19 protein-coding genes are annotated in these 25,619 nt (G+C 51.2%); 1 reads left to right on the top strand and 18 read right to left on the bottom strand.

The window, feature by feature from the left end; genetic code table 11:
• The 12 genes from AC52PS_RS02775 to AC52PS_RS02830 form a co-directional block, all read right to left on the bottom strand.
• The coding region (locus AC52PS_RS02775) for a response regulator (RefSeq protein ID WP_495561508.1) at positions 1–357 on the bottom strand (357 nt) is incomplete at its 3' end.
• Position 358: 1 nt separating this feature from the next.
• Positions 359–1,198 carry a CheR family methyltransferase gene (locus tag AC52PS_RS02780; RefSeq protein WP_495561509.1) on the bottom strand — a complete coding sequence of 280 codons (840 nt, stop codon included), beginning with the start codon at positions 1,196–1,198 and terminating at the stop codon, positions 359–361.
• Between the two features lie 14 nt (positions 1,199–1,212).
• Positions 1,213–3,981 (bottom strand): chemotaxis protein CheA, encoded by a 2,769-nt coding sequence (locus AC52PS_RS02785; protein WP_495561510.1) that lies wholly within the window; start codon positions 3,979–3,981, stop codon positions 1,213–1,215.
• A gap of 96 nt (positions 3,982–4,077) precedes the next feature.
• Entirely contained in the window at positions 4,078–4,443 is a 366-nt protein-coding gene (locus AC52PS_RS02790; RefSeq protein WP_495561511.1) for a response regulator, read from the bottom strand.
• Between the two features lie 168 nt (positions 4,444–4,611).
• Entirely contained in the window at positions 4,612–5,994 is a 1,383-nt protein-coding gene (locus AC52PS_RS02795; RefSeq protein WP_495561512.1) for a methyl-accepting chemotaxis protein, read from the bottom strand.
• 108 nt (positions 5,995–6,102) lie between these two features.
• Positions 6,103–7,083: a nucleotide-binding protein gene (locus AC52PS_RS02800; protein WP_495561513.1), complete on the bottom strand. Its 981-nt coding sequence runs from the start codon at positions 7,081–7,083 to the stop codon at positions 6,103–6,105.
• Positions 7,080–7,568 (bottom strand): J domain-containing protein, encoded by a 489-nt coding sequence (locus AC52PS_RS02805; protein ID WP_495561514.1) that lies wholly within the window; start codon positions 7,566–7,568, stop codon positions 7,080–7,082. The genes AC52PS_RS02800 and AC52PS_RS02805 overlap by 4 nt, the downstream gene beginning before the upstream one ends.
• Positions 7,561–8,100 carry a chemotaxis protein CheW gene (locus AC52PS_RS02810; protein WP_495561515.1) on the bottom strand — a complete coding sequence of 180 codons (540 nt, stop codon included), beginning with the start codon at positions 8,098–8,100 and terminating at the stop codon, positions 7,561–7,563. The genes AC52PS_RS02805 and AC52PS_RS02810 overlap by 8 nt, the downstream gene beginning before the upstream one ends.
• A gap of 123 nt (positions 8,101–8,223) precedes the next feature.
• Entirely contained in the window at positions 8,224–9,906 is a 1,683-nt protein-coding gene (locus AC52PS_RS02815; RefSeq protein ID WP_495561516.1) for a methyl-accepting chemotaxis protein, read from the bottom strand.
• A gap of 71 nt (positions 9,907–9,977) precedes the next feature.
• Positions 9,978–11,927, bottom strand: a complete 1,950-nt coding sequence (locus tag AC52PS_RS02820; protein WP_495561517.1) for a histidine kinase dimerization/phosphoacceptor domain -containing protein — start codon at positions 11,925–11,927, stop codon at positions 9,978–9,980.
• Between the two features lie 450 nt (positions 11,928–12,377).
• Entirely contained in the window at positions 12,378–14,822 is a 2,445-nt protein-coding gene (locus tag AC52PS_RS02825) for an isocitrate lyase/phosphoenolpyruvate mutase family protein (protein ID WP_495561518.1), read from the bottom strand.
• Positions 14,815–16,767 carry a hypothetical protein gene (locus AC52PS_RS02830; protein ID WP_495561519.1) on the bottom strand — a complete coding sequence of 651 codons (1,953 nt, stop codon included), beginning with the start codon at positions 16,765–16,767 and terminating at the stop codon, positions 14,815–14,817. The genes AC52PS_RS02825 and AC52PS_RS02830 overlap by 8 nt, the downstream gene beginning before the upstream one ends.
• Before the next feature lie 173 nt (positions 16,768–16,940).
• On the opposite strand from AC52PS_RS02830, the gene AC52PS_RS02835 reads away from it, so the two are divergent.
• A complete protein-coding gene (locus tag AC52PS_RS02835) occupies positions 16,941–18,473 on the top strand; it encodes a helix-turn-helix domain-containing protein (RefSeq protein WP_495561520.1) in 1,533 nt (510 codons plus the stop codon).
• A gap of 105 nt (positions 18,474–18,578) precedes the next feature.
• On the opposite strand, the gene AC52PS_RS02840 is transcribed toward AC52PS_RS02835, so the two are convergent.
• The 6 genes from AC52PS_RS02840 to AC52PS_RS02865 all read right to left on the bottom strand — a co-directional run.
• Positions 18,579–20,780 carry a methyl-accepting chemotaxis protein gene (locus AC52PS_RS02840; protein ID WP_495561521.1) on the bottom strand — a complete coding sequence of 734 codons (2,202 nt, stop codon included), beginning with the start codon at positions 20,778–20,780 and terminating at the stop codon, positions 18,579–18,581.
• A 54-nt stretch (positions 20,781–20,834) separates the two neighbouring features.
• Positions 20,835–22,082: an ABC transporter permease gene (locus AC52PS_RS02845; protein ID WP_495561522.1), complete on the bottom strand. Its 1,248-nt coding sequence runs from the start codon at positions 22,080–22,082 to the stop codon at positions 20,835–20,837.
• Between the two features lie 50 nt (positions 22,083–22,132).
• The gene (locus AC52PS_RS02850; RefSeq protein WP_495561523.1) at positions 22,133–23,407 is read right to left on the bottom strand and encodes an ABC transporter permease; all 1,275 of its coding nucleotides are present in this window, start codon (positions 23,405–23,407) and stop codon (positions 22,133–22,135) included.
• Positions 23,408–23,515: 108 nt separating this feature from the next.
• Entirely contained in the window at positions 23,516–24,388 is an 873-nt protein-coding gene (locus AC52PS_RS02855; protein WP_495561524.1) for a lysophospholipid acyltransferase family protein, read from the bottom strand.
• A complete protein-coding gene (locus AC52PS_RS02860) occupies positions 24,385–25,230 on the bottom strand; it encodes a methyltransferase domain-containing protein (RefSeq protein ID WP_495561525.1) in 846 nt (281 codons plus the stop codon). Before AC52PS_RS02860 ends, AC52PS_RS02855 begins: the two co-directional genes overlap by 4 nt.
• A gap of 35 nt (positions 25,231–25,265) precedes the next feature.
• Positions 25,266–25,619 (bottom strand): EAL domain-containing protein (locus tag AC52PS_RS02865; RefSeq protein ID WP_495561526.1); only part of this gene is annotated, 354 nt, incomplete at its 5' end.

Below are 25,619 nucleotides of genomic sequence, written 5' to 3' on the forward strand. Positions count from 1 at the left end.
CATCTCCTTCAGTCCCACACCGAATGAGGTTGAGGGTTTAAGAACAAAATCCACCGCACCGTATTCCAGAGCCTCCAGGGTAATTTGCGCTCCGGGGCCTGTCATGGCGGAGACCATCACAACGGGTACGGGCTTTTGGGGCATGAAGCGGCGAAGGAATTCCACCCCATCCATTTTGGGCATCTCCACATCCAGGGTGATCACGTCGGGCTCCCGGTACACAATCAAGTCCCGGGCCTGGTACACATCCGCAGCGGTTCCCACAATTTCAATGTCTGGGTCCGAGGAGAGTCCTTTCTCAATAATCTGTCGGGCCATGGCGGAGTCATCCACCACTAAAACTCGGATCCTGCTCATTCTACATCCTCCGCTGGTAGGCTGCCGGTGCGATAAATTCAAACTCGGTGTTGGTTCGGGTTATAGATTCACTGTGACCGATGCAGAGATATCCCCGGGAAACAAGAACATCGTGAAATTTTTCCACCAGCTTCTGCCGGGTCTCCTGATCGAAGTAAATCATCACATTTCGGCAGAAGATCACATGGAAGCGCCGCTTAAACGGAAATTTATCATCTATGAAGTTAAGCCGCTTAAAGAGAATGAGGTTTTTCAGGCTGTCCTTCACCATGTATCCGCCGTCCTGGAGGAGGGTGAAATACTTGCTCACAAGATGATTGGGAACCATGTCCAGCTTTTTCTTCTCGTATCTTCCCCTGATGGCTGCGCCCAGGGCTTTGGTGCTGATATCGGTGGCGAGAATCAGTGGATGCCGGAGTTTTTCCGGAAGGCCGGGAAAATGTTCCCGGAGCACCATTGCCAGGGTATATGCCTCTTCTCCGGTTGCACATCCTGCACACCACATTCGGTACTCCCCCGGATCTCCCTTGAGAAACCTGGTATCAATATCATTCAGAATATGGGAGTGAAGCAGTTCAAAATGTCCGGTTTCCCGGAAAAAATAGGTGTGGTTGGTGGAAATTTTATCTATGAGTTCGATCAGCATCATGCCCGTGTCATCAGTTTTAATGTCCTGAAAATAGCGGGAGAAGCTGTCGTACCCCTTTTCCCGGAGCACCTTATTCAGCCGCCCCTGCACCAGACTCATCTTCTTTTCCGTAAGATGAATCCCGAAATTGCTATACACCATGGAAGAGATTTCCTGAAACTCATGTTTTTGAATGCTTACGATTCCGCCCAAAAAAGCGAACCTCCCTATTCAAGTATAGCTTTCATCAGTGCCCCACTGTCGATAATTAAACAGACTTCTCCGCTTCCCATAATGCTGCAGCCGGAAACAGCCCGAACATCTCCCATATATTCCGGCAGTGCTTTCAGGACCAGCTGATAATTCCCCATGATGGCGTCCACCCGGATGGCAATTTTCTGTTGGTGAGCCTGGGTGATGATCATGATCCCTTCATCTAGCTTACCGCCCCCCGTCTCCTGGGAAGAATCTTCCAGCCCGTAAAATGCGTTGAGATCCACCACGGGGAACAGTTCATTGCGGATATTCAGCACATAGCGCCCGGTTTCCGTCTGCACCAGCTCAGAACGCCGTTGGTTATGAAATTCAATAATATCGGTGAGGGGAAGGGAAAATAGGGAGTCCTGAACGGTAAATACTATGGCGTCGATAATCGCCAGGGTCAGAGGAATCTTCAGAATGAACTCCGTACCCTGCCCTTCCACTGAGCTTATACTCACCTTCCCCCTGAGTTTCTCAATATTCTTTTTTACCACATCCATTCCCACACCTCTTCCGGAAACTTCCGAAAGCCGTGCGGCGGTTGAGAACCCGGGTTCAAATATCAGATTAAAAACCTCTTCATCATGAAAATCGGCTTCCTGACTGGAAATAATTCCTTTTTCCAGCGCTTTGTCCAGAATCTTGTGCCGGTTCAGCCCCTTTCCGTCGTCCCGTATTGAGATCCAAATTTCGTTACCTTCATACCGGGCCGAGAGAGTAAGACTTCCGGCGGCATTCTTTCCGGCGCTTCGCCGTTCGGCTTTTGTCTCAATACCGTGATCAATTGCATTACGAATGATATGAACCAGAGGATCGGAAATTTCATCGATCACATTCCGGTCCATTTCTGTATCTTCTCCGCTAATATGAAGCTGAATGTCCTTGGAAAATTTTCTGCTCAGGTCCCGAACCAGGCGGCGCATTTTATTGAACAATCCGTCCAGGGGTATCATCCGTATGGACATGGTCAATTCTTGAATTTCCCGGGTGATCTTGTTCAGCGAACCCGCTGCCCGGGTAAAATTCTCAAGGTTCAAACCTTCCAGATCCTGATTGTGAAGAACCATGGACTCGGCGGTGATCAACTCACCCACCAAATTGAACAACCTATCCAGCCGTTGTGTATCCACCCGGATATCCTGCCGGACATGTTTTTTCCCCTTGGAGACCTGTTGTGCGGCGGCTTGTTTCCCCTGCCGTGCGAGGGCAGCGGAGATATCTGATTCCTTCACCAGGCCCTTCTGAACAAGGATCTCCCCCACCTTCATATCCTGCTGCTGAAGGGCTTCTTCCACCTGTTCCTGCCCGACAAGTTTCATATCAACAAGAATCTGCCCCAGTTCGATATTTGCCTGCTGGAACTGGGAACCATGTTCCGACGGGTTTTCACCAACTGCTGTCCCGTTGGAGATGCCGCCCGGATCTGACCCGGATTTGGACCCATTCCCCGGATCTGCGTCAGCGCTTTTTTTCTTGTTCCCGGATTTTCCACCTCCGGATTCTCCGTTGTTGGACTCTTCGCTCACCTCTTCCCCGGGGAGAACCAGCCCGCTCCGGATTGCATCCACGGTTTTAAATATCACTGAGATTTGATCCTGGTCCGGAGGTTTACTGCCGTTTCGGAAGGTATCCAGGAAGCTTTCCAAATCCATGCAAAGAGTTTCAACATCCGCATACTGGAAGAATCCCGCATTTCCCTTTACCGTATGAATGGCACGGAACGCTTCATCAATGGAGTCCGAGGCGTCTGCCCCAGGTTCCAGATTGAGAAGGGCGGCTTCAACCCGGTCAAGGAGTTCAATGCTTTCTTCAATGAATCCGTTGAGCATCCGGTCGTCAAAAAGCTCTCCATAACCTTCGGGAATTACCGGTGGTCCCGGGGTGAATATTCTGAACGGTACATCCGGGAAACTCTCCGAGGCCTCCCGGGAAGCGGATCCGCTCCCTGCCCCCTGCTGATTCTCTCCCCCCCGGCGTCTTTCCAACCTGGCGATAATGTCATCCACAGGGATGGTGCTGCCGGGAATGGTTTTTACCTTTTTCCCCTGCTGTGAATCATACCAGGTCTGAATTTCATCCAGTTGAGCGCTAAGGAGGTCGGTTCCCTCAAGTAAAAGATCCGCCAAGTCCGCATCCATGGATATTTTTCCCAAACGTAAATCCTCAAGCAGATACTCCATGCTGTGGGAGAGCTGCTGAATACGGGGTAAGTCAAGAAACGAGGAAACCCCTTTAATGGTGTGCATAGCCCGGAATATTTCCTCCACAATGGCAAGATCACCGCTTTTTTCGAAACTGAGAATTCGTTCTTCAATGTCATCCAGATGATTCCTACCCTCAGCCAGAAAAGATGCCAAAACATCCATGTCCACCGAGGACGCTCCGGCATCAGATCCTGAGCCTCCATCCGTTGGGGGGGCAACTGAAGAACCAGAATTTTTGTTCACATCCTTTTTGGGGGCACTCGTTTTTCGGGCATCCTCTTTCGGGGAATTCGATGAGACTTCTTTCCCGCCCCCTTCCAATTGGCGGAGAAGGCGGTCTTTCAGCTCCCGGGGATTTTCAGACCTGCCGGTTGCAAGAAGTATGATTTGGTCCCTGAGCATATTCACCGTGCTGCTCCCGGGGGTGTCAGGATCGATGGTATTTACACACTCCACAATCTCCGCCCCGGCAAGCAGATCACCGGGATCAAAATCTTTCAACTGTTCTCGAAGCTCTTTGGGACTCATCATTACTTACTCTCTCCCGGGTCATTCAAATGGATGAACCGAAAACCAGATTTCTCTCCGCCTACGGGCGGTCCATGCACCATGGCCCTCCTTCGTAGATCAGGAGGTGGAAAACATCTGTATAATCTTTAGCAGGGATTGCTCTTCAAAAGGTTTCACCATCCATCCGTTAACGCCCAACTCTTTCCCGGCCTGTTTTTTTTCAGCCCCTGCTTCGGTTGTAAGAAAAATCACGGGCTTGGACGAAAAACGTTCATCCTTTTTTATTTCCTCCACGAATGTAAACCCGTCCATGTTGGGCATATTCACATCCACAATAAAGAGATCTGCATCCGGATCTTCGTTGAGCTTGTCCAATGCATCCTGACCGTCCAGGGCGTCCCGGACCAGATACCCGTTTTTCTCGAGAGTTTTTTTCACCAGCATTCGAATAGTGGCTGAATCATCAACACATACAACTGTCATTACTCATTCTCCTAAGGCAATTTCAAAAAGTAACGATTTTGGAAATTGCCAAGACTTTTAGAAATCATAATTCTCTTCTTGTAAAAGGTTTATGATTTCGACCCGTTATCGGAGCATCTTTCAAAATTCAGTTTTGAAAGATGGTCTTTTACTTTGATGTTTATCTTTTCAGAACAGGGTCACATTCCCGCTCAATTCAGGGTCGTTCTTCTCTTCCCCGTCTTCGTGAAACTCGAGGCCCAAAACAGAATACTCCTCCTTCACGGTAAGAAGGGATGCAATCATTGAATTGAACCTACGAATTCGCTCTTCCATGTTCTTCTCCATTTCTTTATCCGCGGGAGACCTGCGGGATTCCTGACTCCCGTTGATTTTGGACACACTTGTCTCAAGCTCATTTTTGAACATCCCTACAATGGCCACAATATGACTGAGAATCTGGGAGCCTGCATCCTGGTACTGGAGGTCCCGAATAATGGAGTCGAGAGAAGTGGTAACTGTATCGGACAAACCCTGGATGAGCCCCACCCCCTCCTGAACTCTCTGGTTCTGACTGTTCAGGGACTCGATCATTTTGTGGAGCCGATCCTGATTTTTTTCCATTCGTTCCATTGAACTTTGAATTACTTCATTTTGACGGTGGAGACCGGCACCGGATTCCTTCACAGATGTAACCATCAGAGTATTCAGTTTTCCCACAAACTCCTGGCTGGTTCCCGCAAGTTTTTGAATTTCCGATGCAATCACCGCAAAACCCCGGCCAGCTTCCCCGGCCCGTGCGGCTTCTATCGCCGTATTAATGGCCAGAATATTGGTCTGCTCGGCAATCTCATTCATCTCGCTGCCGAAACCGTTCACGGTTTTTCGGGTCTCCTCCATATCCCGTACAATCTGCTGGAGATTGTTCTGGATCTGGCGGAACTCGCCGGAGAGCTGGTCGCTCAACGCCAGTTCATCGCCTAAGTCCTGTATATCTCTCTCCAGGCTGTGATCCCCGGTGTTGATATTCATGAGCAGTTCGCCGATATTCCGGCTCACATCGTGGCTTTGATCCGCGATGGTAAATACCTGTTCAATTGCCGACGCCGTGGACCCTTCAGATGAAGTATCCATGAGGCTTGCAAGATTTCGGGTCGATTCAGCGGTAATCTCCAGGAGACGGGAAAGAATGCGGAACTCCTGGCGGGTCTCCCGGTTTCTCTCCCCAGACGTATCAATGGCCGGTACCTGTTCAACTGATAATGTATTCCCATTGTGAACCGGGAATGATTGCAGTGAATTATTGAGCCCCGTGTTATCAGCCGAAGTACGCCCGGCAGACTCCTGAGGCAAACCGGGCTTGTCCCCCTTCTGAGATTCTGGAAGAGAAGCGGATTCCACTGAAGGACGGGGATTATGATTGGGCCGGGAAGCCCTAACCCGTTCCCTGAAAGCAGCGATTACCAGCAAAAGGCTCAAGGTAGCAGGAATAAGCAGAAGCACGATCTGGTGGAATAACAGAAGAAGTACATTGGAGAGAAATAAAACTGAGCTCAACGCGATTATCACCATACATCAATTCCTGGGCATTTTTTCTATCTAAATTCTCTGTTTAGCCATATTCAAAGTATTATGTATGAATAATGAAATTTCAAACTGAACGACGGTTCAGGTTATCCTTCATGGGGTTGCGGCGATTTGCTCAAGTTCATCCTTTAAGCCGTCAAGATCTTCATCGGCGTCGTAGAGACCAGGCTGTGCCAGGTCGTTGCCTTTGATAATTCTACCGGCGATATGTCCCAGGCTCACCGACGCAGGACTTTCGGGGGCATACACGCTCAGGGGTTTTTTGGAAAGGATGGCTTTGTAGCTGTCTTCATAGCGGGGTACATAGCCTATGTATTCAAGACTGATCCCCACATTCTTCCGGGTGACCTGCCGAAGACGGGCCCCCAGGTCGATGTCGTCACCCGAGCGCCCCATATTGATTATCACCCGATATCCCAGCCCGTCCATCAGTTCCCGGGCGTGCTTTTCCGATTCGGTGGAAATACTGCCCAGCTCTCTGAGAAGTCCGTTAAAGCTCAGCTGAGAACCTTCTATGCGGGAGCTAAGGTACTCATGCACCCGCTGCCGCTGGGGGCTCTTCCGGGGAAAGGCCCTGAGTATGAGTCGGTAACAGGCCGCCTTCACAAAACCGTAGGCGTTGAGAATTGCGGTGGGTTCTGCGCTGGTAACCACAATTCCTCTGGGCGAAGCAAGGAAAAAATCCACCGTATTATAGGATGCTCCTGCTCCCAGATCCAGAATGACATAGTCAGCCACCAGCCTGCCCAGATCCCTGATGATATTGACCTTGCGGTAATAGGGCAAATTGGCTGCACCGGGAATCATCTGATCTCCGGGAATAAAATACAGCCGGGAATACTCGGTGGCAACAATGAGATCTTCAAGCTTGCTGACCCCTCCATTGATGTAGCTTCCGATGCCCGGATTATTATTGGGAACTCCCACACAGCTGTGGAGGTTGGCACCTCCCAGATCCAGATCCACGAGCACAACAGTATATCCTTTAGCGGCTATGAGATGTCCAAGGGAGGCAGAAATAAGAGTCTTGCCCACTCCCCCTTTTCCGCTGGCTATGGGTATTATTCGGGTCATGGATGTCTGCCGCCTTTGCGGTATTTACTGTTATGCCGGTATTGACGCATGAGAAGATCGTTGAGTTCCCCGGGAGTCATAAGACCCTGGTTGAGAAAATATTTACCGATGGGACCGGTGCTTTTTCTACGCCAGCAGAGTGCTTCCACTAATTGCTTCCATTGGATACGGCCGCTGTAGAGGAGAAACTGACCCAGGGGAAGCTCCACTGGGGGAATGCTCATCTCTTCGGAGGGACTGCTTGAGGTGGCATCGTTGAATGTTTTACCGGTTCCATTATTCAAATACTCTAAAATCCGTTCATATGAGCTGCGCAGACAGATAAATGACTCGCTGCTTCCTGAGGGAGAATCCGGATGCCGGTCTTTGACCCGACGACGGTATGCTTTTTTCAACCTGGAGGAATTAAGAATAGAGAGAAAATTTCCGTCAACCTGGACGCTGCTGCCAAACACCACTCTGCAGTCGCTGATCAACTCAGACATCGATGTTTTCGTACTGCTCTGCATCGAGAAGTTCCTCGTTTCCCACGACCTTTTCCACATCAAGAAGTATTTTCACCTGATCCTGAACCTTGCCCAATCCCTGAATATAGCGTTCCCGGACATTTCCCGATTTAAAGGAAGGGGGGGGATCGATATTCTTTTCAATAATGTCCTGAACCTCATTCACCGTATCTACAATAAATCCGATTGATCCCTGATCCAGCCCTACAATGATAATGCAGGTCCTGTCGTCATATTCCCGCTCGGACATATTGAATCGGATGCGTAAATCCATTACCGGGATAATTCTACCCCGAAGGTTAATGACCCCGCGGATAAAAGCAGGCAGATCGGGTACTTTCGTGATCTTTTGAAGTTCGATAATGTCCGTCACAGTCATGATGTTCAGCCCATACGCTTCATCACCCAGCTGAAAAAGAAGATACTTGTTCTGTTGGGTGGTGTCATCCTCATCATCCACCAGAAACATTTCATCATCATTTTCACGGTTTGCCTGCTTGATATCCGACATACATCGCTCCTCCATCGCCGAAATTTAAATGGACGTTCCAACTGCCCCATTGAATACCGGCATAAACTCTTTTTAAAGTATTATTCATACGGCTGCAGAATGCAAAATCAGGAAAGGCAACCGTTATTGATCATCCGGATTATTCAGTTCCTCCAGCTCCACTTCCTCGGGTCTCATTGCCTCCCGCAACAATGTATGCAAATAGGTTATATATCCCGGAGGATTTTTTGCATCCCGAAGCTCAGACTGGATTTTTCTTTGAGCATCGAACAGATAACGGCGTATATCGGCTATGGTGGCCTGGTTGAGCGTTCCTGAATCCCTGAGTATATTGATGCGTCCCTCCATTGATTCAGTCTGTTGGATAACTTCAGCAATATCTTCATCAATTTTTCCGCTCAACCCGGTAATCTCCCGGGTTTTCATTACTTCGGAAGAGATAGCCTTCTCCATTTCCTGGAGGGAGGAATCGACTTGTTTGGAACGATCAAGAATCCGGGAAAAATCGTCCTCCATTTCCCCGGCGGAAGAGCTTACCCCTTTGAGTGTCTGAACACCTTCTTCCAGGGTTTGACGAACCTGAAGAATGGTCTGTACAATTTCTGAAAGAGTGGTTTGAGCTCGTTCATTATTGGCAATGTTTTTTTGGATGGTTTCCATGTTTTCATTTACCGCCTCACGAATTCTAACGGTGTTCTGCTGGGCTTCCTGGGCAAGTTGGCGGATCTCGCCGGCCAGGACGGCGAAACCTGCTCCCGCTTCTCCGGCTCCCGCCGCTTCAATCGCCGAATTGATTGCCAGCAAATGCGTCCGATCGGCAATATCATCGATTATGGAAATCATTTCAAACATTTTTTTCGAACTTTCTTCAAAACGCTGATTTGATTCCTGTACCTCCCTGAACACCAGCTCTCCCTCTGTCCCTTTTTCTTCCAGCTGGACAAGCTTTCGACGTTTTCCGTCAAAGTCTTCTGTAACTGTGCTGATATCCGAGCTAAGTGTGCGTATTATTCCTGCAGAGTTTCGGATATTTCCATTCTGCTCAACTATGGATTCATTGAGCATGTCCCGCTTATTTTCCAGCTGTTCCTGAATATCCGCACTCTCCACTGTGTAGAGATTCAGCATGCTTAGAAGATCTATCATTCCTTCCAGCTTGCTGTAGGTATTCCGGGTGATTCTGAATACATCCGCTGTTTCATCCTCAATGGATCTCCCCAGATCCGTATGACCGTTCAATTTTTCATGTATATGAACAATATCCCGATTTGCAAGACTGGCCAGAATTGCAGTTTTTCGATACTGCACCTGATGACGGCGGAAAAAAATCCAGTGAAAGAAAAACACGAGGGAGGAGATCAACAACCCTGCTGCGGCGATTACATGAAGCACCGGGGCAGTCAATGGTTCCGGAGCAGCGGCATGGCGAATGAATAGAGCTGCAATTGAGAAGAAGGCGAATATTACGGAATATCCGCCGGGATAATCAGCAAAATACAGGAGAGGAATTATAAGACTATTCACTAAAAGCAAGACAACCAGCGCTTCAACAGCTGGCTGCGACCCAGTTGCTGCAAACCAGCAAATCAGTAATCCCACGCTTCCTAGCATAAAACTGCTGCGATGGCGCAAACGTACCGGAGCGGATCTCTTATACAATATGCGAAGCAGCATAAGGTCTGTAAAAACCAAAATAAGCATAAGAATTGCCGGAATAACTGCATCCAGGACAATTGAAAGAATTCCTGTTAGAGACTGAACGGTGATTACAACCGCCCAAAAAAGAATTACGTAGATATTTTGCATTCTTAAGTTTTTTCGCTTTCCAAATATCACAACACCTTAAGTCTATGCATTACCAATGAATCTGCAATATATTAAACTCGTGTTTCGTATTCATTGATGGGAAATTCAATATTCACCCCGAAACCTTCGCTGAATTCATATCTGATAATTCCCCCAAGCTGTCCCTCCCCTATGCTCTGCACAAGGGCCAGTCCCAGACCGGAATCGGAATCCGGTGAAAATCCGGAACCTACACCTAAACCGTTGTCCCGTAGCTGGAGAACCACCGTTTCGGCCCCGGAATATGTTAATTGCACCTGGACAATCCCCTGCCGTGGAGGCGGAAACGCATACTTGCAGGCATTAGTGAGAAGTTCGTTAATGATCAGCCCCAGGGGAATCAGTTCATCGAAGAGAAGATGAACATCGTCCAGGTCATAGACCAGTTTTATTCGGCCGGCCTCCTGGCTATAACTTCTCAGCACGGTATTGCAGAGCTCGGGAATGTACTCCCGTGCCGAAACATGGGAAAGATCTCCGCTGGAATAGAGCATTTGCTGAACCAGAGCAATGCTTTGAATGCGGGTTTCCGTCTCTTTCACCATGGAGTTCAGATCCGGATTCTCCGGATAGGTTTCCGCCTGCAGGGTTATGAGGGAACGGATTTGCTGAAGGGTGTTTTTGGTCCGGTGATACAGTTCCCGTATAAGAACATTTTTTTCTTCCAGAGAGCGGCTGAGTGCCTCTTCAGCTTTTTTTCGCTCGGTGATAATGAACTCAAGACCATCCCAGCGGATCCTTCCCCCGGGCAGCGCGGTGGGGGTGCTCACAAGGGCCGACCAGCGGTAGCTTCCATCTGAATTTCGGATTCTAATTTCCCGTGACATGACGCTCATGTTGCGGGCGGCGTCTTTTTCCGCCTGAAGCAGACCGGGGAGGTCATCCGGATGTATGTTTTCATACATCAGTTCAGGTCTGTCCTGCAGCTCTTTCAGGCCGAAATTGTACAGCTGTCTCACCGAATCGGAAACAAAGTTGACCCGCATGTTTCCGTCCCCATCCGATATCAACTGGAACACCATGGCCCCGGGAAGGCTTCGGCTGATCGATTTCAGTTGAGAAAGGGCCACCTGAAGGGAATCCTTGGTGATCCGCAGGCGCCGCCTGTTAATATAGAGTCCTAGGGCGAATAGGAGGAGCACAATAAACACCGCCCCGGCTCCGATAACCTGGTAGCGGTAATCCCTGAGAATGCTGTGTTCCTGATACAGGATTACACTATCGGGAGGAATGCGGTGAGCGGGAATTGCCCAGCGCTTCAACTGTCGATCATCCAGAAGGACCCCGGAAAGATACCCTTTTTCCGCTTCTCCAACCATATAAGCTTCGCCGGCCACATCAGCTTCGCCGGCCGGATCAGCTTCCCCGGCCACATTCCGATTCATGGCGAGCATGGCATTCAACATTTTTTTTGCCGTTAACTCTGCACTCACCATCTGTCCACCGACAATTCCCCTGCCGAACACCCCGTCATAATATGAGAATACGGGAAAGGGAGAAAAATCTGCAATCCTTCTCACCAGGTGATAGTTTACGTAACGGTTTCCGTAAGAATCGCTGATCATGGTGTTATAGAAAAGGACCGTACCTCTCGGCTGTCTGGTAATTCGCCCGTACATCTCGTTTTCACTTAAGCCCGTCCAGCTTTCTGCGGGAATCCGGGGATAGCGGTTTCTGGCAATCAGCAATATGTCGTCCCCGATCAGCCTGGAACTCTCTTCCGCGCCGTTGATAATCACAATCTTCCCGGTATCCGGAAGCAGCTGATATATTAGGTCGAGGGTTTCCTGAATGGCCTGGGGACGGGCGGCGGGAAACACCAGCGAATTGGGGACTTCCAGAAGGCTGGAGACAAGTTGTCTGTCGGGCCCCAGGAACAGGATGGATGGCCGGGGAAATTGCAGCGGGTCGCCGGGCGCGCCATCCCCGATGATACTCTTCCCAAAAATCTGTTCCGAATGGGCGACAACGAATTCGGCCATGCTGCTGAAAACGGGAATTATTACATCCGGGGGGGCTCTTCTCAAACTGCCAGCGCATGTAGGATAGTATCGGCTCCTGATCATCATCGGGAGAAGGCAGATCCAGATGCATTTGCATTACCCTGATCCGATACTCTCTCACATGTAGAGCGGCGGCGAGAAATTCATGGCTAAAGTTTTCCTTCCAGGCGGCAGAAGCATTGCTGTTCAGGAGGATGTACACCTGAATTACCCTGGGCTCTTCTGCAGTTTGGGAATGTGCTGGGGAGGAGATACAGAGATAGAGAAGTATGCACAGGGCGACAGCCACAATCTGCCGGCCACGGGAGGGAATGTGGATCATTACCTGCTCCAAATTACGGATTCTCACAGTTCTGCTTGAAATGAGCATCCGTTCCTTCCTACAAGTATAGTCCACCAACCCCGAAGCCGACAGCAAAAACTTGCAATTCAGCCGGCGGTCAGCCGGGCATCCAGAATTTCCGAAAGGATTAATGGTCCATTCCCATGGCTTCCTTGATCTTCCCCGGAGTCTTGATCATTCCCGGAGTGCTCTCCCGGATCCAGGACCATTTTATGGACAAAATCCCTGTCCACCCTGCTTACGATAATATCCCCGATCTCTTCCTTTAATTCATCGTAGATTCCCATGGCTTTCATCTTTTCGGTCTGAATACGGTTCAGATCGTTGGGGGTAACATAATGCACCTTATGGCTTGAGTAGCGGCTGATCAGATAGAGTTGCATGACGGTCATCAGTCGCTTTCTCCGCAGTGAGGTATGGTATGTATTCTGGTCCCTCACCACCAGAATATATTTGCCCTGGCGGTCCTGCATGTTGCTGAACACCACATCTGCTACCAGCTCTTCATTTTCGTTTTCCACCCTCAGCTGCAGGATTTCGCTGCCCGACTGCATGGGTCTGAGCCTGCATAGCAGACTGTGAGAATACCGGTGAATTGTGCACCACTGGGCCAGCCAGGAGTCAAGCACATTCAAAGGAAGTTCGGTATGCTTTAAATGCTGAAACTGGGTTGATCCCTTACCCATGGCCTTCGTGGTAGCGGTCCGTCCGCTGGAGGCAGCAAGAGCCCCATCTAATCTCGGCCCCCCCACCAGGGTCTGGGGCGTGGTATAGGGCGAATTAAGGAGACGGAACTTGCGCTGAAGCCTGGCAAGTCCCAGCATGCCATCCTCCATGAGCGCGGTGGAAAAATCTTCCCCGGCAAGTCCGTCTATCTGGTGTCCGCCGTAGGTGATGAAATTAAACACAAATCCAAGCTTAGCGATTTCCCGGGGGAAATCCCGCATTTGCTCATCGCTCATCCCTGTGGTATCCCAGTTGAACGAAGGGGACAGGTTATAGGCAAGCATTTTCCCGGGGTAGCGCTCATGGATGGCATCTGCAAAGCGTCTGGCATCTTCAAGATTCGCCGTCTTGGTTTCCATCCACAATATATCAGCGAAGGGAGCCACAGCCAGGGATTTTCGCACCGCATAGTCAATGCCCCCCCGTACCTGGTAGTAGCCTTCTGTGGTCCGGGCCTTTTCACAATCCCAGGGACAGTCCACTCCTATCTCCCGGGCTTTGCTGTGGGCCTGCTGAAGAGATACCGCCCCGGCATACTTCATCCACTCTTCTTCGCTCATTCCGCCATTTTCCATCTCTGCATTCCGCGACCGGATACAATCCCGGACTGCTTCCGGATAGGTTTTCAGCCCCCCTTCCGTTTCCCAGCGTTCCACGAATATATCCAGTATGCGGTCAAAGAGTTCATCGCTGCCGGGTATAATTTCTGTGTTGCTCATTTCACCAATGGCTGCCCCCTTCCCGGCCTCCCGGGTATGCTCCCTGATCATATCATCAGCCCTGGAGAGAACTCCGGATGCATCGAGCCAGGAACGGGCCCGGGCCAGCTCTTCATTACTAAGGGCGTAGAGCCGGTGCCCCAGCACATCCCGGAGGCCCAGACAATAGAGTTCGCTCATGAGGGCAACATAGCAGTCCGCGTAGGGAGGAATCTCGGTGTTCACCGCCCCCAGAATGAAGGGGTGATCCCGTCCGTCTTTGTTGTTATCCAGCAGCGTGGCAGCTTCTGCATCGCTGCGGGCTACAATGATGCCCGGAACTCCCATTACATCCAGCTGAAAACGGGCGGCATTCAGCCGTTTAATCTGTTCCTCCACCGACACCAGAACCTTACCGCCCTGATGGCCGCATTTTTTGGTCCCCGGGCGCTGATCTTCAATGTGATAGCCGGGAACACCCGCCTCCACAAAGCGACGGATCAGATTTCTCACATGGGCGTCCCCCCCGTGCCCGGTATCCGCATCCGCAATAATATAGGGACTGAAATCCACGTTTTCTGTCCCCTCGGTCCCGCCGGGCCGGTTTTGCCCGTCCTTCCCCATCCGGAGAGAGCGGGCGTAGCGCTGATTTTTATCTGCACTGAGGAGCGCTCGAACAATGGCCGCCGCTTCCCGGGGAACCCGGCTCAATGGATAGGCGGCAAGGTCGGCTCCCGGATCTTCGTCTTCAGCTCCCTTGGCGGAGGTGGCCCAGCCGCCGAGATAAATGGCAGGGATGCCCTTGCGTTTCATGGCCACCGCCTGTCCCGGGGAATAGGGTCCGAAGGTGGTGATTGATTCGCCACGTTGGAATTTGCGGCGAAGCAGGGTGTAAAATCCCCGAGCCGCATTCCCTGCCACAGGGTACGAGGTTTCTATGCTGCCCCGCTGCTGCCAGACCTGGAAGGCTGAGTAGAGTCTGATAATCTCCTGGAAGCGGGGATCATTCATATATTCTTCCAGCTCAAGGATTTCTTCCCGGAATTGTCCGTCATTCTGTCGGGTATTGTTCTCATTCTTTCGGGTGCCATTTTTTTGTTTATTCATTGCTTTCTCCCATTGAAATCTCTGTTTCTCCTGCCATGGCCCATTCTTCCAGCTCCGGATTCGCCGTATATCTGCGGTTTTCCTCCAACTCTCCCAGGTAAAGATCCAGGAGCTTGTCTGCCTTTACGGGGTCTTCGACATGAAGACAGATATTTAAAAGATCGATATACCAGGGCACCTTCCGCTCCGATTCCAGATATCGGAGCATAATCTTTCGAACCACCGGAAGGGTGCTGGATTTGGATTCCTGGTGTACGTCTTTCGGATCCGCCTGCTGAAGCCGTTCAAACTCCTGGTCTATAATGCTCCGTACAAGGGATGCGTCCACCGCATCTCCCCGCTGTACCCTTCCATGTTCATCTCGCCGGGTGAACCTGGCATGCTTGTGAATCCATTCCCAGAGAATGCTCATCCGTATTTCGCCGGTCGCAGCATCTTCCATCAGATACAGAACCGACCGGTCCCCGAAGTCCTCGGCAGGTTTCAGGGCTGCAGCCTGATATCCTTGAGCAAAGGCATTACCATATTGCATGGCCACACTCACCAGATTTCTCGTCCCTCTCAGGGTGCGGGGAGCCGCTTCCAGCCGCAGCAGTTTCTCAGCGGAGAGCTGGTCATAGCTCAGAGGAGCGAAGCTCCTGCCCATTTGATGATCTTCCCCCGCTTCCTCCCAGACCGGGCGTATAACATGGACCATCTTCCAATGGGCCACCCATTTGCCGCTGGCACCGGCCATCTGTTCTCTCCGGGCTCCGGCAAGGGCTTTTTCCATTCCCCGGGATACCGCTTCAGGATCGCCAACCGGTATATTGGGTTCCATACCCCCCTGCCAGAGGGCGTAGTTGCCCTCCGTATCGGGCGTGTTCACCGCCCGGCGGACCCTGTCCTCATACCCGGCCATATAGGGATATGTCATGGTGACAGATTCGATATTGGGGTTGAGAAAGTCAGGATTCCCTGCCAGAGCATCGGACACTGAATTGATATAATCCCAGCGTCCGGTATTGAATCCCACAAAATGGCCTCCTAAAACAGCCCGGATCTCCATGAGCTGAAAGGCGGCTTCCAGCTGTTCTACCAGCACGTACACCTTTACCGAATCCCGGGGCAGCTCCAGCTGATCCTCAATTGCATCCAGAATGTCATTCCACAGCAAAGCCTCTTCGGCAGTTTGGATCTTGGGCAGATAGAGCACCAGGCTCCGGTTCTCCCGCAGCAACGTCCGGTGGTTATGTACGAGATAGAGCACCGCATCGCAGATCCCCCCGGAGAATTCCCCATCAGCGCTTCTCATATGTCTGTCTGCAAGATGAAGTCCCCGGACCCGGAATATTCTGGTGGTAAAATTGATGGCGGTGTTCCAGTTCTGGATAATCTTCCTTCCAAAAAACTCCCGGGACCAGCGGTTCATCTCCAATGATACCTGTTCGGCGGTTTCCAAAAACCGTGGATCCCGCTGAATTGCCAGCTTAAGGTTTCGTTGGTTATCCAGGGACATAAACCCCCGCTGCCCCAAAGCATCCTCTCCGTCAAACATCCAGCCATCGGCTCCGGAAAGCAGGGCATAGGCAACATTCCGCAATCCCTGGAGTTCATCCTCCCTGGGACGGGCTGCAGGTCCGGTTCCCTGTACCCATTGGCGGCGCAGATCGTGGGGAATCTGTGATCCTCGAAACTTTCCTTCCCGGGCATCTCCCACTTTCAGCCCGCTGGAGCCGATCTGTTCTTCCGGCAGACGGAATACCGGCGAACTGGCATGAGCTCCCCGCTGAAACCTGTTTCGCCGGCGTTCCATTCGCAGGTTCATTAATTTCCTGCGCCGAATTTCGAACGCCGTCATTGCACTCAGCACCTTCCTGGCCTGTGCGGTGAAAATATCCGGGTACGCTTCCAGGGCGGCCCGGCGGAACACCGGGGCTTCACCCCGCACTATAGATGTAGGCATAAAACCTCCTTGTACACCTGAACTCCGCTGTCTCCCCCAAGCTGCCGACCCATATGGAGTACTATGAGTGTTTTACTCATATTATATACTGCGAAATATACTTTTCAAGCGAAATTTCGCTACAAGTGGATTTTATTTGATATTCCTTATGAAAATGGTGTAGAATTATATGCATGGATCAACATATTAGCGGGGAAAACCTGAAACTCATTCTGGGGCTGAAAATAAAGCATTACCGGCAGCAGCAGGGGCTCTCTCTGCAGCGGCTGGCTAAACTCTCAGGTTTGGCGGTATCGTACATCAGCGAAATTGAATCGGGAAAGAAATATCCGAAACCGGAAAAGCTCATTCAACTGGCCCGGGCTCTGAATATTTCTTTTGATGACCTGGTTTCTGCACGGGTGCAGGAGGATCTGGACCCCCTGGCAAACCTGATGAACTCCCCCCTGGTGCGTGAATTTCCCTTCGGATTATTCGGGGTCTCCACCAGAGACATTCTCCAACTGTTCGGCAATAAACCGGAACATGCCCAGGCTTTTTTGAGCACCTTCATTCAGATCAGCCAAGCCTACGATATGAGCTTGGAGAACTTTCTCTTCGCCGCATTGAGAACCTACCAAAGCAGACAGAACAATTATTTTCCGGAACAGGAATCCCAGGCAGAGCTATACCGGGACTCGCTGAAAGAAGCATCCACCGAAATGGGAGGCGATGGCAGCGGCAGCCCCGGATCTCAGGTTCTGGCCCGGCTTCTGGAAACCATGCACGGATATGAACTGGATTGGGAATCCCTGAACCAAGATCCGGAACTGGCAAAATTCCGCTCGGTATACCGGGAAGGAGCCCCGCCCCTGCTTTACCTGAATTCCCGACTGCTGGAATCCCAGAAGCGCTTTATACTGTTACGGGAACTCGCCTTCCTCAATCTGGAACTCAAGACCCGGCCCTTTACCTCCAGCTGGATTCAGGTTAGCTCCTTCGACCAGCTGGTGAATAACTTTATTGCATCCTATTTTGCCGGAGCAGTACTGCTGCCCCGCTCAACAATGTCCGGATACATCGAAACCATGCGCCGTCATAGCCGATGGAACCCGTCGATTCTGAGAAATCCTCTGGAAAAGGAAGATGTGACTCCGGAAATGTTTCTCTACCGGATGAGTCAAATACTGCCCGGGGAACATGGCGTGTCGAAAATTTTCTATTTGCGCTTCACCGGAAAAGTAGATGGTCCCCGGGTGCATCTCACCAAGGAATTGAACATGACCGATGATATGATCCCCTACGGGCTGCATCTGCATGAACATTTCTGCCGTAGATGGCTTCCGCTCAGACTCATGAATCAGATTCGCGGGGGTGGAGCTCCGGATGAACTGCCCCTGGCCGGTGCCCAGAGGGTACGTTTTATGGAGGGGAACAGGGAGTATCTACTGCTCAGTGTAGCAAGACCTCTCTCTCTAGAGGAAGGGAAGCTTTCGGTAATGACCCTGGGAATCCAGATGGACGGTGAACAACGGCAGTTTTTCCCATTCGCCCTGGATCCCTCCATTCCCGATGAGCAGGTGCATGAAACGTGTGAAAGATGCCCGCTAAGCAGCCGGGATTGCAGCCTGCGGGCGGCCCCTCCCCGTATACGACATCTCAAGGACGCAGTGGAAAAAAAAGAGCAGGCAATTCACCATCTTCTCTCCCGGGATCAACCCCGCTGACCCGGGGCTTGAATCAGCTCCACTGACCCGGGGCTCGAATCAACCCCGCTGAACCGGCACTTGAATAAACCCCGGGGAACCGGGGCTCCCCGGCTCCCCGGGTATTTATTCTTCTTCATTATCACCGGAGTCGGTTTTAAAGCGGCTGAAGTTATCGGTAAGCTGATCCACGATACTACTCAGTTCATGGGAAAGTTTCACCATCATTTGCATAGACTGTACAATCTCCCCTGCACCTGAGCTGGACTCATTCATTCCCGTACTCACCCTGCCGGATATATCCCGTATTTTCCCCGCGGACTCGAGCATGGCCTCGGTGCCTGAGGTAATTTCGGTAGAGCCGTGTTTAATATGCACCGTAACATCGTTAAACGGCTGTGACGATTCGAGAATCTGCTGTCCGCCGATATTCAACTCAGCCACAGATTGTTCAATCTCTGTGAAGGCCTCAACCGTCTGGTTCACCTCACTGCTGATCCGCTCAAAAGCGACCGTGGTACGCTCCACGTGCTCATCTGTATCCTGAACAGATTTGGTGATATCGGATATCAGCTGGCTGATGGTTTGGGAAGACTGTCCGGCAGATTCGGCAAGCTTTCTAATCTCTTCGGCAACTACCGCAAACCCCCGCCCCGAGTCACCGGCGTGGGCGGCTTCAATGGCAGCATTCATAGATAAAAGATTAGTCTGGGAGGCAATGTCATTTATGGCGGAGGCCATTTCCTGTATCTGGTCGATCTGCTGAACCACCATTTTGAAATTCGCCGAGGTTTCCTCAATAACATCCTTCCCTTCGGCGGCCACGGCAGCAAGCTCCTGGGTGGTTTCCCGCTTGGTCTGGGCAACATTGTTCACACTATTCAACGAAGCCATCATTTCGGTGATGGCTGAGGTGGACTCCTCAACCATGGCCGACTGATTGATAATCTGCTCATCCATTGAGGAGATATTCTGGGTAATCTGTTCAATTGCAGTTGCGTTGTCACTTATCTCCTGGTCAAGCAAGGAAAGTTGCCCGTCTATGGATTTAAGATTTGCGTTGATCTCTTCAATAGCCGAGGTGGTTTCTTCCGTATTGGAGGCAATATTCGAGCGGATATCGGATGTACGCTGGATAACCGTTTTCACTTCAACCATTAAATAGCGCAGCTTCTCAACAAAGGTGTTGAAACTCAATGCAACCTTGCCGATCTCATCGTTACTTCCCTGTCTGATCTTCACTGTCAAATCCGCATCCGCCTGGGAAAGCACCTCCAGCCGGCTTCCAAGGCGCAGCATGGGTGTTACCATCAGCCGCATATACAGGAGGAACACCACAATTTGGGCTGAAATAAAAATCAGCACGAAAACCGCTATGGGGGTAACCAGAGAGCCCAATACCTCGCCTACCACCTTAGAGCGGGCTTGAACCACTGCCAAAGACCAGCGGGTTTCACCCACGGATACCGTCTGGATCAGGGATGGACCCAGATAGGTCTCCCCTTCAAGGTAGAATTCATCGCTGTTGGCCAGTGCCACAGTTGTTTCATCCACCTGATCAACACCTAATTCCTCGACCCAGTCCTGCAGACTAATAGTATTGTCAGGGTCGAAGAAGTAGCTGCCCTCCAGAGTCCTGTTCCACAGCAAATTTCTCGAGCTGCTGTCGAAAAACGTGATGCTCACATTATATTCTTCCATATATTCCCGGATAATTTCGATAATTCCATTGAGGCGGTAATTTACCGCCACTACTCCCACGGTTCGTCCTTGGCTGTTTTCCACGCTCCTGGCAGCGGTTATGACGATAATAGGCTCGGCACTTTCCTCGGCGGAAATCCTGGGGCTGGAAATAACCGTAGTTCCCGGATTTCCCATTGCCCCCTGGTAATAATCCCGGCCCCGTACATCGAAGCCTGCACCAATTTGAACATCTGCACCCAGGATGATTCCCCCCGACCCAGGGGAGGCAATATACGCCAGGTCGGTACGGGTGCCCTCCACGCTGAGGCCCAGTAATTCCCGAACCGTGGAGAACTCTTCCAAAACCTGAAAATCATCGTTGTCCAGCCCCTGGGGAACATCGGCCATACGCTCCATAACCCGGGCAGTCACAGGATTGAGGGAGATGTTTCTAAGAATTTCGAAGCTCTCGGAAATCTCAAGCTGGATTTCGTTTTGAATATTCCGGGCTCCAGACAGAAGTATTTCCTGCTCCTTGTTCATATCCGTTTGAAACTGAACAACAAGAAGAACTCCCGATAAAAGAAGAATAAGAAGTACCGGAGCCACCACAGATAACAGAATGCTTTTGATTTTAATGCTCATAGTTTCGCTGCCTTCTTGCAATTTTCAGAATGCCTATACCTACAGTATAAGATATTATTGATTCACCCGCAGGGCTTCCACGGGAAGAATTTTGCTTACCTTTCGTGCGGGAAGATAACTTGAGAGGGAGGCCACAAGCGAGGCCGATAGAAATGTAATGAGCGCCGAATACGGGGTCACCTTTACAAACATTCTTCCCGAAAGCTCCCGCACCCCCGCATCCTGGAGGATTGAGTCATACATGGGAATACCGTGTTGTTCCAGGGGTATTCCCAGCATAAAGCCCAGCAGTACCCCTGCGGCGGCACCTATGATCCCCAGAAAGCTGGCTTCCAGAAAAAACAGGCGGACGATCTGTCCCGGCTCCATTCCTAAAGCACCCAGCATTCCGATCTCCCGTGAGCGCTCGTGAATGGTCATAATGGTGGTGTTGATAATTACGGTACTGCCCAGCAAAAAGAGAATGAGGGCCAGGACGCCGTAGCTGATTTCCGCCATCCGCATAATCGACCACAGCTGGGAGATTTCCTGCCAGGGCCGTATGCTGAACTGCTCGGTAGTAAAGCCCGCCTGTTCAAGCTCCCGGGATATCCGGCCCGCCAGCTCAGTACTTTCAACTCCTCTCCCGGACTGCACCAGGATCTCCATGAGTTCATTGCTGCTGCGAAGGATTCTCTGCATGAGGGGCAATGAGGCGAAGAAACTCATGCTGTTTGCTGCAGCATCGCTGAAATCGGCAATTCCCCGGACTGTCAGGGTAACCGCATTGCTGGCACCCCGTTTGGTTCTCAACAGCAGTGTTATGGAATCGTCTAATTCAAGCTCCAGTTTGTCCGCCAGACTTTGGGAAAACAGGGCATCTTTACTCCCCGGCCGGGGTAACTCCCCTCTGATAATATGTGAACTGAGTGCCTGAAACGTCTCTTCAAACTGAAAATCCACTGCAGTCCCCCGGGCGGGAATGGTCTTCCCGTCCCGGTACACCACACTGCCCAGATGTATCCGAGGGCTCACCGCAAGAACCCCGGGGATATTGCGAACTGCGCTCACAAGCTCATCCCCTGGTGAAAGACTGTAACGCAACGGATGGATGCTCTCGTCTTCCTGAAACTCCATGTGTCTGATCCGTACATCCCCGGATATATAGGTGGTAATATTTTCCCGGATATCAGACTTCATCCATTCGGTTATTCCCAGCACTAAAAGAAATGCGATGGCGGTAACCCCGATGGATATGGCAGAGAGCAGGGATCTTCGTCTGTTTCGCCCCAGATTGCGCAACGCCATTATTGAAAGTTTCATACTCCCATGTTCTCCCTTGATGATCTGAAAGATCACTCTATTCTGAGCCCCTATTCTGAGCGAAGACAGTCAACAACCGATCTCTTCACAGCCCTTCGTCCGGGTATGAGGGCAACCAGTGCGGAAACGCTTATACCAAACAGTGCTGCCAAAAGCATGGTGGAAAAATTCCACATGCCCATAAAATGCATGTCGGTCCTGAACCCGAAATTTAAATCTGCAGGCATGAAGGCGGAAAAATCCAACCCCCAGGCGACCAGCTGCCACACCAGAGGAATGCTCAGAATAATTCCAATGATGGCTCCAAGCACACCGATTCCTCCCGCCTCAAGGGTAAGGAGTATGAGGATGGACCTGTCTTCCATCCCCATGGCACGGAGCATTCCGATCTCACGGAAACGATCATACACCGCGTTCAGCATGGTATTGGAAATCCCCACCAGGGCCACCAGAAAAATAAAGAAGGTGAAAGCTTTGGTTTCGTTCCGGGCGATGGTATCGAATTCGCTCACAGCCGGTTCCATCTCCTTCCATGTACGGGCTGTTAGACCCGGTGGGAGCAGCCCTTCCAGCTGCTGCTGTAATTCCTCCGGATCCCTTGTCGGCGGATAGTAGAGGTTCAGGTCGGTTACTCCACCGTTCATGTTCAGCACTCTGTCTGCCACTGAGATGGGTATAAATACCGAAGAAAGATCCACCACAGGATTGGGAGTATCCACAATCCCAGTGATAATCACTTCAAGTGTCTGGAATGCACCGTCCCGGGTACGGGTCCGGATGAGCAGGGGGTATCCCACACGGGCTCCGCTTTTCCGTGCTACCCCCGCACCGATTACCGCCGAGGGACTGTCATCCGACAGCCACTGTCCTGAACGTAATGAGTCGTCGATCCGGAAAACCTCCCCGTCCCTTTCCGGATCCACCCCATGGACGATGATCCGCCTGCTTCCGCTTTCGGGATACGGGTCTTCATAATACAGAACTTCCGCGGCGAATCGGGTTCTGGGCACCGGATTATATCCCTCATCCTGCAGCGTATCTATGATTGCTTCAGGTGAATCCAGGGCATGCTTCAGCGGATAAAAATCCCGTTCTTCCCAGAACTCCCGGGTAATAATGCGCAGGCTCGCGGTTTCATATAAAATGAGATTATTACTGTTATCGTGAACCATGCCCAGCACCATGGAATCCATATACACGTAGGCCATAATACCTGCGGCAATGGAGATGGAGGTAATGAGGGTACGCCGCTTGTGTCTGAGAAGATTCAGCCACGCAAGCTTTAGATAGAACCTCACACTGGTTTTCATTCCGCCGAAATTCATGCTACCTCCGGACAGAGGGAATCTCCGGGAAACCGGATGGGACAGAGGCTGCCCGCCGCCCGTCTCTCATGTATTCTAGGTTTTGAAATACAAAATTTCCATCTATTTTCAGGTAATGGGGGAAAATTCTTTCCTTCCCGAGGGGGGAACACGGGCGGCTTCCGCGCAGCCGGGCTGATGTGAGAGGACGGAGTGAACCCTGAGCCGCATGCGTGCCTCGTTCTTTCGGGGGTACACAATGGATAAGAAAGCAGCCCGGGACAGGGCGTCATCCAGGGTATCTGCGCTTCGCACGAAGGGGTGGTGAAAGTATCGGCCATGGTACACCGATGATACCCGGCAGCAGCGCAGGGAAATCTCCATTCCGCTGCGGGCAAAATCCTGAAGAAGCAGGCGGGGAAACCTGCTCCAGAGCCGTTGTTCGGGAAGTTTCCAATCCCGGCGGCCTCCTCCCAGCATAAGCGGGTCCAGATCCGGGTCTGTCTCAATTTCCCCTGCAGGATAGATAAGCAGCCTTCCTCCGGAACGCAGATGGTTACGCGCCTGCCGCATTTGGGGTATCCGTTTTCGGCTATGGGGGCTGAGCAGAATGAGATAATTTTTCAGTCCGGGCATCATCCGGAAAAAGCGCCGGCTTTTCACCAGTATTTTCAAATTATCTGACGGAATCCGGCTCAGAAGCCCCAGGGAATCCCCTATGCCCGGATGGTTGGAAAGGAAAAGAACGGGTAAAGGGGAATCTTCAAGGAGCTGTTTACTCTCAAGAGGCAGGTCAAGATCCCGGTAAAACCGATGATACAGCCAACTACTGGCATGGCGAAGCCCCCGACGACGGATCTTCCTGTCGAAGCGGTGAAGATCCAGGGTTAAGCGGAAAATACCCGGCAGCGCATAGATAATCATTAATATTTTCTGAAACAACGATGAAACCGGCAGGGAGGAGGAGAGATCACCCAGCAGGCTGTATGCCAGTCCAATCATATACGCCGCACCAGAAGATCCACCTGACTGTTTGCAAAACCTAGAGTATGGGCGTCCAGCTGGGCACGCCTGGTCGTAAGCCAGTCCATGAGCGTCCGGGAAGAACCAATATCCGTTCCGGATTCATCTCCATGTGGAGCCAGCTCCGCCTTTCCTTCGTTTTCCGAGAGAACCTGATGGAAAAATTCAAGCAGGCTTGAGAGCACATACCATTCTCCATCCGCATACCCCTCCTGACGGGGAACAATCATCCAGTCCGAGGCTCCTGCATCCAGCACTTCCAGGCCCGCATCCTTGCTGCAGTACTGGAGGAGTTCACGTCCGGCGCGGCTGCCGTCCCGCCGGGAATCTTTCATGGATCCGTTATACAGCCCCATAACATGGCTGTCCATGGGGTGGGAAGGGAAAAAGCGGCTATTGCCGTCGTACACCATGCTGAAATATCCCCAGCCCCCCGGCTTCAGGTTCCGACGGATCTGGGGCATAATTTCAGGAATATTCACCAGATCCAGGAACATATGGGAAATGATTACATCGTAGCTTTCGGCTGAGCATTCGTTCAGAAATTCCTGGGCATCGGCCGCAACAGTTTGTAATTTCATTCGCTTGGGAAGGCTGGCGGTATTAATTTCTTCCAGAAGGGCCGGATTCATATCCAGAGCATGATACTCGCAATCCTCCAGCTCCCGGAACAATCTGTTTAGCATCGCGCCGTTCCCGGCTCCCAGATCCAGAATTTGCATTCCGGACCGGATATATTCTTTGAGCTCTCCAAGAAGCCGGGGATGAAGACTTTTTGAATCGAGCTTCCATTTCGATTGAAGATAGATGCTGAAATCCATTACCCTGTATCCGTCCTCCGCACCGGTCACCGGCTTCACCCAGGAGCAACCAGTTCGCTGAACGGTGCCGGCCTGGCAAAGCAGAAGCCCTGGGCGATATCACAGTCTGTTTCCAATAACCCGACGAGCTGTACGTCGCTTTCCACCACCTCGGCCACAACAGTGCAGCCGAGAAGATGACCAATGGTGCATATGGAGCTGAATATACCGAATTTTTTCCCGTTCGTGTGAATATCATCTATAAATGACGTATCCATCTGATAATGCCCCAAAGAGTGTGGAAAGCAATCAGATAGGCTGAAACCTCCGGTTAGTAGAGTATCAACTGCCAACCGGAGGTTTCCATGTACGACATTCCCCACTGCCCCAACCCTGAGTGTACCCTCTTC

The organism is Salinispira sp., from assembly GCF_059431795.1.

Coding starts and splice junctions, on each gene's coding strand:
- AC52PS_RS02785 (WP_495561510.1), bottom strand. CDS start 3,981: ATGATGAGTCCCAAAGAGCTTCGAGAACAGTTGAAAGATTTTGATCCC.
- AC52PS_RS02790 (WP_495561511.1), bottom strand. CDS start 4,443: ATGACAGTTGTATGTGTTGATGATTCAGCCACTATTCGAATGCTGGTG.
- AC52PS_RS02795 (WP_495561512.1), bottom strand. CDS start 5,994: ATGGTGATAATCGCGTTGAGCTCAGTTTTATTTCTCTCCAATGTACTT.
- AC52PS_RS02800 (WP_495561513.1), bottom strand. CDS start 7,083: ATGACCCGAATAATACCCATAGCCAGCGGAAAAGGGGGAGTGGGCAAG.
- AC52PS_RS02805 (WP_495561514.1), bottom strand. CDS start 7,568: ATGTCTGAGTTGATCAGCGACTGCAGAGTGGTGTTTGGCAGCAGCGTC.
- AC52PS_RS02810 (WP_495561515.1), bottom strand. CDS start 8,100: ATGTCGGATATCAAGCAGGCAAACCGTGAAAATGATGATGAAATGTTT.
- AC52PS_RS02815 (WP_495561516.1), bottom strand. CDS start 9,906: ATGCAAAATATCTACGTAATTCTTTTTTGGGCGGTTGTAATCACCGTT.
- AC52PS_RS02820 (WP_495561517.1), bottom strand. CDS start 11,927: ATGGCCGAATTCGTTGTCGCCCATTCGGAACAGATTTTTGGGAAGAGT.
- AC52PS_RS02825 (WP_495561518.1), bottom strand. CDS start 14,822: ATGAATAAACAAAAAAATGGCACCCGAAAGAATGAGAACAATACCCGA.
- AC52PS_RS02830 (WP_495561519.1), bottom strand. CDS start 16,767: ATGCCTACATCTATAGTGCGGGGTGAAGCCCCGGTGTTCCGCCGGGCC.
- AC52PS_RS02835 (WP_495561520.1), top strand. CDS start 16,941: ATGGATCAACATATTAGCGGGGAAAACCTGAAACTCATTCTGGGGCTG.
- AC52PS_RS02840 (WP_495561521.1), bottom strand. CDS start 20,780: ATGAGCATTAAAATCAAAAGCATTCTGTTATCTGTGGTGGCTCCGGTA.
- AC52PS_RS02845 (WP_495561522.1), bottom strand. CDS start 22,082: ATGAAACTTTCAATAATGGCGTTGCGCAATCTGGGGCGAAACAGACGA.
- AC52PS_RS02850 (WP_495561523.1), bottom strand. CDS start 23,407: ATGAATTTCGGCGGAATGAAAACCAGTGTGAGGTTCTATCTAAAGCTT.
- AC52PS_RS02855 (WP_495561524.1), bottom strand. CDS start 24,388: ATGATTGGACTGGCATACAGCCTGCTGGGTGATCTCTCCTCCTCCCTG.
- AC52PS_RS02860 (WP_495561525.1), bottom strand. CDS start 25,230: ATGGATTTCAGCATCTATCTTCAATCGAAATGGAAGCTCGATTCAAAA.